Consider the following 15,439-nt stretch of genomic DNA (forward strand, 5'->3'; position numbering starts at 1 on the left):
TTTTAAATGTTATTAGAATTTACCAAAATGCATGGTCTGGGCAATGACTTTATGGTGGTTGATTTAATCAGCCAGCGTGCATTTTTTGATGCGATGACCATTCGCCGTTTGGCTGATCGCCATTTCGGGATTGGTTTTGATCAACTGTTAATTGTTGAACCACCAGATTTTCCCAATGTTGATTTTAAATATCGTATTTTCAATGCTGATGGTTCAGAAGTAGAGCAATGCGGCAATGGCGTACGTTGTTTTGCGCGGTTTGTTTTTGAACGTCAGTTGACCAATAAAAAACGTTTTAAAGTTCAAACCAGCGCTGGTATTGTCGAACCTGAGTTGGGCGAAAATGGTTGGGTGCGTGTCAACATGGGCTATCCAAAATTTTTACCCAATGAGATTCCATTTCTTGCAGAAGAACCAGATGCATTGTATGACATCGCATTGAAAGATAATGAATTGCTGACTATTGATGTGGTCAATATGGGCAATCCACATGCGGTGACAATCGTTCCCGATGTTTTAACTGCAGATGTTGCCAAAATTGGCCCTCAAGTGGAAGCACATGCGCGTTTCCCACAACGGGTGAATGCTGGTTTTATGCAAATTGTTGATGAAAAGCATGCGCGTTTACGTGTGTTTGAACGTGGTGTGGGCGAAACGATGGCATGTGGTACAGGTGCTTGTGCAGCCGCAGTCTCTGGAATGCGTCGTGGTTTACTTGCCAATAATGTCGAAATTGAGTTGGCTGGTGGTAAATTACAAATCGAATGGAAAGAAGGCGATGTGGTTTGGATGACAGGGCCGACTGCAACCGTTTATGAAGGTCGTTTAGATTTACGTTATTTCCAAGGTTGATCTGCTTTTCTTTTTACAGCTTAGAGCAAAGCCCTGAATTAATTTTAGGGCTTTTTTTATCTTTAATTGCTTAGTTTTTGGATTAAAAAATATAAAATAAGTGTTTATACTGTTTAAAGATCTAAATAAATAATCACAAGGAAAAATAAATAATGGCAATAGATCGTATTGATTGGCATGGCGAATCCGCAGAGCAAGCAGGCTTTCCATATGAAAATGGTGGGACACATATTGGAATTTATTTAGCCTGGATTATCAATAACCAATTGGAAGGTGAGTTTCACCAAGAAGAAAGTGTTGATGAATTAGAACAAGTCCGCACACGTCAAATGACTGGACGGCAGTTTTTGATCAATATGTGTGATGAAAAATTTTGGGAAGAAGATTTAAATGAACAAGGCTTTGAATTTACCCAAGCCTATTATGAGAGCCATGAATATTTTAAAGATTATGATGAAACCTTAGTTGATGCTAAAGGTTTGACAGATACTTATGCTGTGGATGATACATGGGACAATTATGATTTGATGGCAGTCGTGATTAGTCAAAAATATGCACAATGGCAGCAGAACCGATCATAACTCTATGTGCTTTAAGCCAATAGATACTTTCTCTAAGATAAGCTTTTGTAATCAGTCTCTAATTTACCCATAAAAAAACACAGTCCAAAATGGGTAGGACTGTGTTTTAACGTAGATCTGTCTGGAGACCAAATCAACGTTAAGTAACCACACTTACAGCGCGCATACTTGTATAATTTATATATGAGGATACTTGTGTATTTTTCAACCAGTCTAGTTGCCAATTTTAAATTAGCAACAGTCGTTATGTTCACTCACCATTAATTCATTGAATGAATACCAAACATATTGCCTTCAGTATCAATGGCTAAAACAATATGCCCATGAGGCCCAATCGACATTTTTGTTTGATGAACTTGACCACCAGCGGCTGCTACTCGGGCTTCTTCAATGGCACAATCTTCACTACTGAAATAGACAATTGTACTGTTTCCACCAGCAGAAATGCCTTCCATTTTAACCAATGAGCCTGTTGCGCCGTATTGGCTCATATCCGATGGAAATGTCCACATTTCCACCGATGAATCGTTTGGATCACTAAGTAAACTCAGCTCAGAACCAATCACCGTTTGATAAAATAATTTTGCCCGTGCCATATCATTGACATAGATTTCGAACCAACACACTGGATTTGACATAAACGTGTCCTTTTATTTTGCTGTTATCGGTTTTATAACCATACATGGCTGTATTTATAAGCTTAAGGGCAGTTGAGCCTTTAAACTCTATTTTTAGACTTTATTGTGATTAGCTTATGACAAACTTAACTCAAGCGTAGCTGTATTTTGTAAATAAGTTTATTTTTTAATCAATATTCTAAGGGAAACTTAAAGAAACAATAGATTATAAACATAAAAAAAGAACGCCGAAGCGTTCTCTTTTTCGATCATTGGATCAATGACGTGCAGCTTTTTTACCTTCATCAACCGCTTTAACGATTGGTGCTTTGACCAATGGCGTAGGTTGTTCAACCAAAGCAACTGGAAGAATCTCATCGATACTTTTCACCGCTTTAATTTCCAAACCATCTTTCACGTTCTGAGGAATTTCAGCTAAGTCACGAACGTTTTCTTGTGGGATAAACACCAGTTTAACGCCACCACGATGTGCTGCTAAAAGTTTCTCTTTTAAGCCACCAATACGCATTGCTCGGCCACCTAAGCTGGTTTCACCTGTCATTGCAATATCAGGACGAATTGCAATCCCTGTGAATGCCGAAACAAGGGCAGTGGTTAATGCTAAACCTGCAGATGGTCCATCTTTCGGTGTCGCACCTTCAGGTAAGTGAACGTGTACGTCAGTTTCTTCAAAACGAGAAGCTTCAATACCCAATTCATCAGCACGTGTACGAACCACAGTCATTGCCGCAGTAATCGACTCTTTCATTACATCGCCGAGTGAACCCGTGGTAATAAATTTACCTTTACCTTTTACAGCTGCAACTTCGATGGTTAGTAACTCACCACCGACAGAAGTCCATGCCAAGCCATTTACACGACCCACTTGAGCTTCTTCTTCCGCCATACCGTAATCAAACTTATGCACGCCTAAATATTCAGGTAAGTTTTCAGCAGTGACATCAATATGTAAGTTTTTCGCTTTCTTACTGACTGATTCTTTCACCACTTTACGTGCAATCTTCGATACTTCACGTTCAAGGCTACGTACACCAGCTTCACGGGTATAACGACGTACAATGTCACGAATCGCTTCTTCATGAACAGTCAATTCTTTGCCACGCAAACCATTGTTCTTGATTGCTTTTGGAACAAGGTAACGATCTGCAATATTGACTTTTTCGTCTTCGGTATAACCCGGCAAACGAATTACTTCCATACGGTCTAATAAAGCCTCAGGAATATTCATGCTGTTTGCAGTACAGATAAACATCACTTCAGACAAGTCAAGATCAAGATCTAAGTAGTGATCGTTAAACTTGTTGTTCTGTGATGGATCAAGTACTTCAAGCAGGGCAGAAGCTGGATCACCACGATAATCCTGTGCCATTTTGTCCACTTCGTCGAGCAAGAACAGTGGGTTTTTAACGCCAACTTTGGTCAATGACTGCACAATTTTACCCGGCATCGCACCAATATAGGTACGACGATGACCACGAATTTCTGCTTCGTCACGGACACCACCGAGTGCCATACGAACAAATTCACGACCAGTTGCTTTGGCAATTGACTCCCCGAGTGAGGTTTTACCAACACCAGGAGGACCAACTAAACAAAGGATTGGACCACGAAGTTTTTTCACGCGTGATTGCACCGCAAGGTATTCAACAATACGTTCTTTAACTTCATCCAAACCATAGTGGTCTGTATCTAAAATTTCCTGAGCTTTGGCTAAGTTAATGCTGACTTTGCTGGCTTTATTCCAAGGCGTATCTAAAATCGCCTCGATATAGTTGCGTACAACAGCAGCTTCACTTGACGCAGGTTGCATGGCTTTGAGTTTACGGAATTCATTTTCAGCTTTTTTACGCACATGTTCAGGTAAATCAGCTTCCGCTAAACGTTTTTCAATTTCCGCAACATCATCTTCCGCACCACCATTCATATCGGAAAGTTCACGCTGAATGACTTTCATCTTCTCATTGAGGAAGTATTCGCGTTGGTTCTTTTCCATTTGGCGTTTTACAGAGTCATGCAATGTTTGCTCAATCTGTTGTTCTTCAGATTGTTGCAATAAATAAGTCATTAGCTCTTGTAAGTGTGCTTCAAACTCATCGTGCTCTAGGAATTTTTGTTTTACATCGATATTTAAAGGTACACGGGTTGCAACAAAGAACAACAATTGTAATAAATCGTCGATTTTATTTGCTGCTGCAATCAATTCACGTGCATTACGTAATTTGGCTTCTGCATACTGTGAAAACAGTGCACGTAATTCTTCTACACGTGTTGCTTGAGTATCTTTATCTACAGATATCGTCATTGGGCTTAATGCATGTTCAGCCGATAAGTATTCATCATTGTCGATGATTTCAACCAGCTTAGAACGATGTAAGCCTTCAATCAGTACCTTGATACAGTTTTCATCATTTTCATGATTCACAACTTGTACAATCTTTGCGACGGTACCATATTGATATAAGTTGTCGTGATCAATTTCTTCTGTAAGCGAATCTTTTTGCGCAACTACAAATACTAAATTGTCACTGTTACGAGCCACATCAACTGCATTGATCGATTTTTCACGACCCACAAATAGCGCAATTTGCATATGTGGGTACACAACCACGTCACGCAACGCTAAAAGCGGTAATACACTTGGAACCTGTGGCTCTAAGTTTTCTTGATTCATAATAATCTCAGACATGGGCACTCCTAATGAGTGACAACGGTGTTGCCATGTTTTTTATAGTGATGTGTATTTCAAAAATTACAAGGGCTTTGCCAAATAAAAAGTTTAAAAAATCGCAACTATTTGATTAACAAATAAACCTATTTGCATTTATTGGTCAATTTAACGGCGAAAATAATAAGTTTTTGCTGGAGTAATTAGGCTGTCTAAGGGCTGATCCCACGGATTTCTTTTAAGCTCATGGGTGAGTAACTGGAAATCATGGGCTAAACCAAGCCGATGTGGGCGGTGTGTCGCTGATGCAAGCGTTCGATCATAGAAACCGCCTCCCATACCCATACGACTACCTTTTAAATCACAAGCCAATAAAGGCATGATCACCAGATCGAGTATTGAAATATGTTTAGCACGACTTGCCATAGGTTCTAGCATCCCAAGACGATGTAAAGAAAAGCGACGATTACGAAACTGCCGATTTGATATTTTGACCCAAACCAGTTTTTTGTTCATATTGCAGATCATGGGCAAATACACGGTTTTTCCAATCGCACAGCAATATTCGATAAGCAATTTGGTTTGAATTTCACCAAAAGCATCTAAATATAATCCGATTTTCTGCGCATTGAAAAAATGGCGATGGCGTAGCATCTGTTTAAAGCATTGCAATTCAATGACCATTTGTTGATTGCGGGTCAGCTTTTGTCGTTGTTGTCTTAAAGATCTACGCAGTTGTGAATTTTGATCCATGTTCTGAATGCTAAAACTAAACTGTTGCCAGTATACAATGAATTGATAAACAGCATTTATAAGGAAATGATCAAGATTTTATTTTGATTATCTTTTATTCATCAGAGTTTGCGATAAATGGGTGGTTTTAAGCTATTATTCTAATCGTTTGATAAAACAAGATTAAATATTGATGTTCTGCATTTTAAGTCCAGAGTATCTATTCTGACAAATGTAGGATTTTGCTCAGTCAATTGCAAATGGAAGCACTTCAATTAGGCTGAGAAGAAATTCACGTGAGTGATGATTATGGATAAGCACGAAAATAAACAGGAAAACACCATGCAAAGTCAGCTAAAACAACAATCTCATACCTTGTCACGACGGTTTGTTATCTCAATGCTTGCATTGGCAAGCAGTTTACCGCTGATGAGCTATGCCGCTCCAGCAGCGCCAAAACTGGATCTTGAGTTATCTGCACATTCAAAGAATAAAATTAAAACCTTAATGAATGATCCAAAAGTTTGGCAACAGATTCCCAAAACAGTCACGCTGTGTGTGTATTCTCCTGATGGCGCCAATAGTGAAGCTTTTGAACAAGCGACCAGTTATATCAGTGAATTGCCACGAATTACACAGATTGCTAAGGAATTTGGGGTAGATATGAAAATTACCCGTCCAACCAAATTGTCGATGCATATTGATTTAAATTATCCAAAATTAAAGAAAACTGCTTCTACGGATATTAATTTAAGAGTTTATACCGATGAACGTGTATTGACTGAGGATTTCCGAAGTAAACGCTGTGATGGTGCTGGAATCAGTAACATTCGTGCACGTCAGTTTAATCCGTTTGTTGGCAGTATTGATGCTATTGGGGCAGTACAAAACTATAAGCAATTAACCACCGTGATCCAGTTACTTGCACGGCCTGAGTACGATGCAAAAATGGTCAATCGTGATTATGAAGTGGTGGGGATTGTTCCTTTAGGTGCTGCGTATATCATGGTCAATGATCGCCGTATTGATACTTTATCAAAAGCAGCAGGGAAAAAAGTGGCGGTCATGAACTTTGACGGTACTCAAAAGAAGTTGGTGCAAAATGTTGGTGCACAACCTGTTTCTGTTGATCTCTTAACCGTGGGTGGAAAGTTTAATAACAAAGAAGTCGATATTATGGCGGGGCCTGCTTTGTTATTTAAGCCTTTAGAATTGAAAAAGGGCATGACCGATAAAAATGGCAATGTGGTTGGTGGTATTATTCGCTTTCCTTTGATACAGGTCACAGGCACATTAATCATGCATCGGAATAAGTTCCCTGCAGGTATGGGACCAATCGCACGGGAAATGATTTCTAAACAACTCAGCCCAGCATTTCAGTTTGTCGATAAACTGGAGCGAGAAGTTCCAGATAAATATTGGTTTGATATTCGTGAAGCAGATAAACCAGGCTATATTAAGATTATGCGTGAAGCACGTATTCAGATGACCAAAGAAGGCTTCTATGACCCAACAATGATGAAAATTTTGAAAAAGGTTCGATGTGGTCAAACCCCAAGTAGTTTTGAATGTGCTTTAAATGATGAATGATTGGGTTTTGCTCTTGTCTTGATGAGGTATATAAGTCAAAAGCAAAATCACAAACAGCTGATGTTTTTGATTTGAATTAAAAGCTAAAGGAGCAAAATGAAAGTTTATTTTGCTCCTTTTTTATTGCAAAGTTTAGGCAATGCTTTACTACTCTGTTAGATTAAATCCAAGATAAAGAAGATCAAAATTAAGATTTAAATGATGTTAAGAAAACCGTTCAAACTCTTGTTGCTGACAGTGTTGTTTTACGTTAACTCGATATATGCCGCAGAGTATCAGACAGGGGATATTATTTTTCATACTTCTAAATCTGCACAAAGTCTTGTGATCCAAAAAGCCACCCATTCGCCATATAGCCACATGGGAATGATCGTAATGAAACAAGGTCAAGCTTTGGTTTTGGAGGCGATTCAGCCTGTGAAATATACACCGCTTCAACAATGGATCAATCGTGGTGTAAATAAAGCCTATGTCGTAAAGCGTTATCAACCTCAATTAACTGCAGAGCAACAGCACAAGTTAGTCAAACAGGCCGAGACTTATTTAAATAAACCCTATGATGTTTATTTTGAATGGAATGATGACGCAATTTATTGCTCTGAAATTGTATGGAAAGCTTATCAATACGCTTTAGGAATAGAATTGGCGCCCTTGGAAAAATTACAAAGTTTTGATCTCATAGATCGAAGTGTTAAAGCACTTATGCAACAACGCTATGGACAGCATATTCCATTGCAAGAAACTGTGATTGCGCCAAGTGCAATTTTTAATTCAAAGAAACTGAAAATGGTTGACTCGGTTGCTGGCTTGAATTGATTGGAAATATAGCAGGCATAAAAAAACCTGAGTCATGATGCTCAGGCTTTTTATAAGAAGCGGTATATACATACATTCTTGAATGTGGCGACCCTACGGGGATTCGAACCCCGGTTACCGCCGTGAAAGGGCGATGTCCTAGGCCTCTAGACGATAGGGTCAATAAATTGAGGCAAACACTTGAAACTAAACCATTAAATTAATGGCGACCCTACGGGGATTCGAACCCCGGTTACCGCCGTGAAAGGGCGATGTCCTAGGCCTCTAGACGATAGGGTCGTTTCAGAGGTGGGCGTATATTAGGGCGAATACAGGCAGGTGTCAAACTTTTTTCCACAATAAAAACTGAAATTGCGTTTATATGGATAAAAACAAAGCAATATGAGCAAAGTGGTTAAAATTAAGACCATTATTACGGCTTGGGGGACAGAATGGGATCTAAAATATTTTGAATCACCGCAGGATGTTGTAAATAGCCCGCGATTTGATGAGGAGTATGAATAAACGTTGAAATCGCGGTATTTAAAATCGCGGGTTGAAAGTCAAAGGGTGCATTGATCAACGGAAAAGCGGTTAAAAAATCATCTGGTGAATAGAAATTATGCCAATCACCATTTAGACAATTTGGTCTTTTGATGGGTGGTGTTAGTTTAGACTGAATCACTTTAAAGGCGAGTGGTGAGCCTAAGGTAATAAAGCGTTGTATCTGGTAGTTTGCTTGCAGCTGTTGTAAAAGATTATAGGCAATCACGGTTCCTAACGAATGCGCAACAATAATATGCGGTTGATCGGGTTCTAAGCTGGCTAGTATCCGTTGATGCACTTCATCCATAAACTGAGGATTGGCGAGGTATAAATAAGTTTCGATCAGAAATTTATGAATCAGACTTTCATGGAGTTTTGGAAAATTATTTAAAATTAAAGAGAACTCTTTGAGTGCCTTATCTTTTAACAATTGCGAAGCCAAATACAAGCGTTTAGACAGTTTTAAGTCATGCTCAGGCATGAAGTAGGGCAGTATTGGAATTGCGGGAGCGACATTTAAAGTTGTTGTGGCTGGCGTTGTTGTATGTTTATGAAAGTGAAAGTTTACCCATGATTTAGGCAGAAAGCTTTCTAAGTCAAAGCGATTGCTTAATTGGTGTTTGCTGATTAAATCGCCATAAAAAGCCAAGCGAATATCTAATTGTGTTGTTGAAATAGGCAGTTTAAGTTCATCGATTCCCTGTTGAAGAATATCAACCCAATGTTGCTTTAAACTCTCAGCATTATAATTCTGCTGGTTCATACCATGAATAAAAATAATCTTCATTGGGGTTTTTATAGATTGTTATGTTTAGCTATTAAATTACGAGTTTAAACTGATTTTGACTATCTATGAATGTACAAAAAGTGTAGCCAATGGCTACACTTTTTGTTTAGGCATGATCAATTAGATCTTGTTTAGGGTTGTGATTGATCTTTATATAAAAATGCGTAGCTGATATAGCAAATGGCAATAAAGATTAAACAACAAATAAAGCCCACCACCATCTCAGGGTCAAATACCATACTGATACAGGTAATTAAACAGAAGATAAAACCTAAGATCGGCACAATTGGAAACAATGGTGCAGCAAAGCCTAATTCAGCTTTGGTATGACCTTGTTTGTACCATTGACGTCTAAAATTAAATTGGCTCAGACAAATACTCATCCACACCACAACCATGGTAAACGCAGCCACACCCAACAAGTTTTTAAAAATAGTTTCAGGTGCAAATTGCTCTGAAAGCAGACCAGGTAATGCACCGAACATGGTGACAATCACCGCAATATATGGAATACCGCGTGCATTGACCCTAGAAAATAATGCTGGAAGCTGTTTCTTGGCTGAGAGCGACCACATCATACGTGACGCTGCAAATAGCCCTGAGTTAGCCGCAGACAACAATGCAGTGATGATCACAAAACGGATAATGTCTTCTGCGTATGGAATACCAATATGATCAAATACGGTAACAAATGGGCTGCTACTGACCCCTTCAGCATGTAATCCTGCCATTTGGTGAGGTAGCAATGCACTAATGACAATGATTGTACCGACAAAGAAAATCAATAAACGCCAAATAGCAGTATTGATGGCTTTAGGCACATTTTTCGCAGGATCTTCAGTTTCACCCGCAGCAACGCCAATCAACTCAGTACCAGAGAAGGCAAAGTTCACGATTAACATGGTGGTGAAGATTGGGAATAGACCTTGTGGGAACCAGCCTTCATCAGTCAAATTACTAAATAACGGTGCTGAAGTATGTCCCTGATAATTTAAAATCCCAAAAATTGCCAATAGACCAAAAAGAATAAAAGCGATTACCGTGATGACTTTAACCAAAGAGAGCCAGAACTCAGATTCGGCAAACCATTTGGTTGAGCTCATATTTAAGCCAAACACGATTGCTGCAAAAATCAGGGTCCATAACCACATCGAGATATGCGGAAACCATTCTTGCATTAACAAAGCCGCAGCAGTAAATTCAGTGCCTAGTGTTGCTGACCATGTCAGCCAATACAACCATGTGACCGTGTATCCTGTACCTGGACCAATGTATCGTTGCGCATAAGTACCAAACGAACCAGATTCAGGCATATGAACCGCAAGTTCACCTAAGCACAGCATCACCATATAGGCAATTACACCGCCGAGGATGTAAGAGATAATGGCACCAATCGGACCCGTTTGTGAGATTACTTCACCAGAACCTAAAAAAAGCCCTGTACCGATTGCACCACCAAGCGAAATCATCACCAAGTGACGAGTACTCATTGCTCGTTTGAGTGGTGAAGAATTAGATGATACCTGAGCATCATTTTGATTTGGTGATGACTGCATAAGCTTCAGATGGAAATAAAACAAGAAGCGCGCTATTTTAGCCCAATTCATAAATAGTGCAATGATTGAGTGTTGCTAATGCTCAATAAGCAATACTATAAATCACCGTGATTTTATGGTTTTTATAAATAAATATTTAAATCAATTATTTATATTTAACTCTGCACTGATTATTTTAAATTAAAAATTCAGATTATCGATGAAAAAACAATCTTTTAATTATGAGGGGATGGTGGTTTTTAACTGCTTTAAAATACGATAGATATAAAAAAGCCTGAGTCGTATTGCTCAGGCTTTTTTACGAGAAAGTTTTATGTTGGAAACAATCTCAAATATGGCGACCCTACGGGGATTCGAACCCCGGTTACCGCCGTGAAAGGGCGATGTCCTAGGCCTCTAGACGATAGGGTCGTAATGAGGTGATGCGTATATTAAGGATAAAAGACATTTTTGTCAAAATGGATTTATCGAAAAAGCGTTTAACTGATGAATCTATAAGCGAATTATCATGTATTTGTTTTTAATTTAGCCATAAAGCTATTTTTTGTTTCTAGAAGAATCCAAATCAAATGAAAACTGCTTGATTTATATACTGCTAACCTAAAAATTATGCTGCGGATTAAAAGCCTAAAATATAATGAATCTGTCAAAAATCTTAGACACAAGAATATAATTTCTCTCAATTAATATTTATAATTAAATCAATTGTATATAAAAATAAACTATATGATTATAAAAAGCTTGCAATGCCACACTTTACATTCAAAGTTTAAATAGCTTTGCGTAGGCGATGCCTCCCTTTTTAGAGATAAAAAGGGACAAAAATCTTTTATTGGGCGAGGGGTACGTCCTGTACCCCCGCCCAACGGCGACATCCATGTCGCCCCGCGGTAGGATAATCATTTAGGATTCAAAAATACCAAAAATGAATTGATAACCAACAGTTTTTAAAAGTTCATTCAAAAACATAAGCTTCATTTATGATTAATGACTTGACAGCATAAAAACCCATATGAATACGGGCTGATCAGTGATTTACAATGCGACTTAATTTTTCTGATGATAAAGCCAGTAATAAGTTGCATAACATGCTGCCATAAACACTAAGCAACCAATAAAGCCAGAAAGCATTTCCGGATCTGCTGCCATACTTAAACCGGTTGCGGTACAAGTAATAAAGCCAAGAATTGGTACAACAGGATACCACGGCGTTTTAAATTTTAAATCAGCCAGTGTTTTACCGCTGGCCAGCCATTTACGACGGAAATTAAACTGACTCCAGCAAATACTCATCCACACGATAACCATGGTAAATGCTGCCACACCGAGTAAATTTTTAAAGATGACATCTGCGCCAAATTGCTCCGACAGTAAACCGGGTAAACCCCCAATCATGGTCACAAAAATTGCAACAACGGGGGTACCTGATTTGGTCAGTTTGGAAAAAATTCGAGGTAATTGTTTTTGAATTGAAAGCGCCCACATCATACGAGATGCCGCATATAGGCCTGAATTTGCAGTGGACAAAAGTGCTGTAATGATCACAAAACGCATGATGTCTTCTGCGTAAGGAATTCCAATCAAGTTAAATACAGAAACAAAGGGACTATTACTGATCCCTTCACCATGCGCGGCTAGGCCAGCATCTTGATAGGGTAATAATGAACTGATGACAATAATGGTGCCGACAAAGAAAATCATTAACCGCCAAACCGAAGCATGAATTGCTTTCGGGACATTTTTTTCAGGATTTTCAGTTTCACCAGCAGCAATTCCAATCATCTCAGTACCATTAAAGGCAAAATTTACAATCAGCATGGTGGCAAAAATAGGAAATAAACCATTGGGTAACCAGCCATGTGCGGTTAAATTACTGAATAAAGGTGCAGTTTCATGACCATGGAAGGGAATTAATCCAAATATTGCGGTTAGGCCAAGTAAGATAAATACCAGTACCGTTGCAACTTTAACAAAAGACAACCAAAACTCTGACTCTGCAAAAAAGCGTGTTGAGGTTAGATTGGAAATCAAGACGGCAACAATAAAGACCAAGGTCCATAACCAGATGGAGGTTGTTGGAAACCATTCCTGCATCAGCATGGCTGCCGCAGTAAATTCAGTCCCCAAGGTGGCAGACCAGCCCAGCCAGTACATCCACGACACCATGTAGCCTGTACCCGGTCCAATATTTTTAGCTGCAAAAGCACCAAAAGATCCGGTCACAGGTTGATTGACGGCAAGTTCGCCTAAGCACAGCATCACCATATAGGCAATTAAACCACCGATGATATAGGCAATCACTGCACCAATCGGCCCAGCTTGTGCAATCACTTCACCTGAACTTAAAAATAAGCCTGTACCAATCGCACCGCCTAATGACAACATAATTAGATGGCGTTTGGTCATGGATCTTTTTAAGACAATAGTTTGCCCATCAGCGACAGTGTGCTGATTCGATTGATCAGGTGATTGCATATTTGATGTCATTGAACTTTAAAGAGATATTTTAGATTAAAATGCCAAAATTGACAAAATAAAATAAGCCATCAGCTTCTAAAGTCTAAAGAAAAGGGATGAAATAAAATAACTGAATCAAGAAAATCTAAAAAGAGAGAAAAGATTTATAAGAATAAATAGATGGCGACCCTACGGGGATTCGAACCCCGGTTACCGCCGTGAAAGGGCGATGTCCTAGGCCTCTAGACGATAGGGTCGTTTAGAAGATGGCGATATCTTATTGATCCGCCACCAAATTGTCAAGTAAGTGAGGTGCGAGTTTGTTCAAAATATAGCAAAACAGTTCAGCCGTCTTTTGAGTATCGTATAAGGCAGAATGTGCTTCTTTACCATCGAACTCAATTCCAGCTTGAATACATGATTTAGCCAAAACAGTTTGACCAAACATGACCGCACTTAAAGTCACAGTATCAAATACAGAAAAACTATGAAAAGGGTTTTGATTTTTACTGCCAGTTCGCGCAATTGCAGCTCTTAGGAAGCCTAAATCAAAGTGGGCATTGTGTCCGACCAAGACTGCATGAGTACAATGTTGCTGACGACGTACTTCATTAACCGCCTTAAAAATACGCTTTAATGCTGTTTTTTCGTCTTCAGCCATTGCCATACGCATTGGATTAAATGGATCTACACCAATAAAATCCAAAGAACGACGATCTAAATTTGCACCTTCAAAAGGATTGATGTGTGCATGATGTGCTTCACCTGGAACAAATTTTCCTTCAGCATCATACACAATCGGAATGCATGCGATTTCAAGCAATGCATCGGTATCTGCATTAAAACCTGCTGTTTCAACGTCAACCACAACGGGTAAAAAACCACGAAAGCGTTGTCCAATCACAGGTAATGTTTCAGTTGTCACACCTTTCTCCATTGGATGGTTTTTCCAGCATAAAGTGGAATAATGTGTTCACCATCCAAATAATCTAAACTTTCAGGGATTACCTGATCTTCTTTCACAAGGGTAATCTTATTTGTGTTGCGAGGCAAACCATAGAAGTCTGCACCAAACATACTGGCAAAACCTTCTAGGCGTTCGATTTTGTTGACTTGATCAAAAGCCTGAGCATAAAGCTCAATTGCTGTAGGTGCACTATAGCAACCTGCACAACCACATGCATTTTCTTTGGCATTTTTAGAATGTGGTGCACTGTCAGTACCTAAGAAAAACTTAGGGCTACCGCTTGTGGCAACTTCAAGTAAAGTTTGTTGATGAGTTTGACGCTTTAAAATCGGTAAACAATAAAAGTGCGGTTTTATACCACCGACCAACATATCATTACGGTTAAACAGTAAATGTTGTGGTGTGATCGTCGCAGCAACATTACGATCTTGTTCAAGCACAAAATGCGCGGCTTCACTGGTGGTAATATGTTCTAACACCAATTTTAATTGCGGAAATTGTTTCAGTAACGGTGAAAGTACTTCGTCTAAAAAGCGTTTTTCACGATCAAAAATATCCACATGCTGATGAGTAACTTCACCATGTAATAGTAATGGTACTTGATGTTCTTCAAGCTGTTCAATCACTGCATAGACTTTACGAATGTCACTGACACCATTATCCGAGTTGGTTGTTGCACCAGCAGGATAGAGTTTAATTGCATTGACGAATTGAGACTCTTTGATTTTGCGAACTTCATCTGGAGAAGTATGGTCGGTAAAATACAGTACCATACGTGGGTCAAAATCAACCCCTTCAGGGACATGTGCCATAATACGGTCACGATAAGCATTCGCTTCATCTACAGTTTTCACAGGTGGAACGAGGTTCGGCATACAAATCGCACGGGCAAATTGTTTGGCTAGATCTGGAACTGTACGTTTTAAGGCAAGACCATCACGCAGGTGGGCATGCCAGTCATCTGGCTGAAGCAAAGTGATCGTATTCAAGGCAATTCTTACTGACAAAATAAATGAGATGATAATCTATAACACTTTAAAATGATAACAGCTATTTCTAATCAATAATTCAAATTAAATGATTAAAAACAAATCTAAAGCTTATATTTTGTTCGGATTGGTCATGTGTGTGTCATGATTGGGTGCTAATGCTGAGTAGAAAATCTACAATTGTATAACATGGCAATGATTTTCAATTGCTTAATTTGAATTTATTTTAAAATTACCGTTTTTAAATGATTAAATAGTCAAAATGTACTATTGCATATTTTTCT

Annotated in this window: 12 protein-coding genes and 4 tRNA genes; 4 read left to right on the top strand and 12 right to left on the bottom strand. The window is 38.9% G+C overall.

Features of this window, described 5'->3' with window-relative positions:
* The first annotated feature begins 6 nt into the window (after positions 1–6).
* Both dapF and AS4_RS05490 read left to right on the top strand, forming a co-directional pair.
* On the top strand, positions 7–852 hold the full coding sequence (gene dapF / locus AS4_RS05485; protein WP_096733458.1) for a diaminopimelate epimerase: 846 nt from the start codon (positions 7–9) through the stop codon (positions 850–852).
* 152 nt (positions 853–1,004) lie between these two features.
* Positions 1,005–1,433: a DUF7832 domain-containing protein gene (locus AS4_RS05490; protein WP_096733459.1), complete on the top strand. Its 429-nt coding sequence runs from the start codon at positions 1,005–1,007 to the stop codon at positions 1,431–1,433.
* A gap of 260 nt (positions 1,434–1,693) precedes the next feature.
* On the opposite strand, the gene AS4_RS05495 is transcribed toward AS4_RS05490, so the two are convergent.
* The 3 genes from AS4_RS05495 to AS4_RS05505 form a co-directional block, all read right to left on the bottom strand.
* Positions 1,694–2,071, bottom strand: coding sequence for a VOC family protein (locus tag AS4_RS05495; RefSeq protein WP_004722409.1), 378 nt, complete (start codon positions 2,069–2,071; stop codon positions 1,694–1,696).
* 256 nt (positions 2,072–2,327) lie between these two features.
* A complete protein-coding gene (lon, locus tag AS4_RS05500; protein ID WP_096733460.1) occupies positions 2,328–4,757 on the bottom strand; it encodes an endopeptidase La in 2,430 nt (809 codons plus the stop codon).
* Positions 4,758–4,904: 147 nt separating this feature from the next.
* Positions 4,905–5,489 carry a 5-formyltetrahydrofolate cyclo-ligase gene (locus tag AS4_RS05505; RefSeq protein WP_096733461.1) on the bottom strand — a complete coding sequence of 195 codons (585 nt, stop codon included), beginning with the start codon at positions 5,487–5,489 and terminating at the stop codon, positions 4,905–4,907.
* Between the two features lie 378 nt (positions 5,490–5,867).
* Here AS4_RS05505 and AS4_RS05510 point away from each other — a divergent pair, with 378 nt between their 5' ends.
* Complete coding sequence (locus AS4_RS05510; RefSeq protein WP_224965497.1) at positions 5,868–7,058, top strand: putative solute-binding protein; 1,191 nt, start codon at positions 5,868–5,870, stop codon at positions 7,056–7,058.
* A gap of 201 nt (positions 7,059–7,259) precedes the next feature.
* Positions 7,260–7,874 carry a YiiX family permuted papain-like enzyme gene (locus AS4_RS05515; protein ID WP_096733462.1) on the top strand — a complete coding sequence of 205 codons (615 nt, stop codon included), beginning with the start codon at positions 7,260–7,262 and terminating at the stop codon, positions 7,872–7,874.
* 85 nt (positions 7,875–7,959) lie between these two features.
* Here the strand turns inward: AS4_RS05515 and AS4_RS05520 are convergent.
* From AS4_RS05520 to pyrC, 9 genes are all read right to left on the bottom strand, one after another.
* Positions 7,960–8,035: transfer RNA gene (locus tag AS4_RS05520), tRNA-Glu, on the bottom strand.
* A 42-nt stretch (positions 8,036–8,077) separates the two neighbouring features.
* Positions 8,078–8,153 (bottom strand) — tRNA-Glu (locus AS4_RS05525).
* 133 nt (positions 8,154–8,286) lie between these two features.
* Positions 8,287–9,186, bottom strand: coding sequence for a lipase family protein (locus AS4_RS05530; RefSeq protein ID WP_096733463.1), 900 nt, complete (start codon positions 9,184–9,186; stop codon positions 8,287–8,289).
* A 131-nt stretch (positions 9,187–9,317) separates the two neighbouring features.
* Entirely contained in the window at positions 9,318–10,742 is a 1,425-nt protein-coding gene (locus AS4_RS05535; protein WP_034618380.1) for an amino acid permease, read from the bottom strand.
* 335 nt (positions 10,743–11,077) lie between these two features.
* A tRNA-Glu gene (locus AS4_RS05540) sits at positions 11,078–11,153 on the bottom strand.
* Between the two features lie 636 nt (positions 11,154–11,789).
* Positions 11,790–13,217 (bottom strand): amino acid permease, encoded by a 1,428-nt coding sequence (locus tag AS4_RS05545; protein WP_096733464.1) that lies wholly within the window; start codon positions 13,215–13,217, stop codon positions 11,790–11,792.
* 163 nt (positions 13,218–13,380) lie between these two features.
* Positions 13,381–13,456 (bottom strand) — tRNA-Glu (locus AS4_RS05550).
* Between the two features lie 20 nt (positions 13,457–13,476).
* The gene (gene rnt, locus AS4_RS05555) at positions 13,477–14,136 is read right to left on the bottom strand and encodes a ribonuclease T (protein WP_004722393.1); all 660 of its coding nucleotides are present in this window, start codon (positions 14,134–14,136) and stop codon (positions 13,477–13,479) included.
* Positions 14,121–15,155 (bottom strand): dihydroorotase, encoded by a 1,035-nt coding sequence (gene pyrC, locus AS4_RS05560; RefSeq protein WP_096733465.1) that lies wholly within the window; start codon positions 15,153–15,155, stop codon positions 14,121–14,123. Before pyrC ends, rnt begins: the two co-directional genes overlap by 16 nt.
* Positions 15,156–15,439: the final 284 nt, after the last annotated feature.

It is taken from the genome of Acinetobacter guillouiae (assembly GCF_002370525.2).
Lineage (GTDB): Bacteria > Pseudomonadota > Gammaproteobacteria > Pseudomonadales > Moraxellaceae > Acinetobacter > Acinetobacter guillouiae.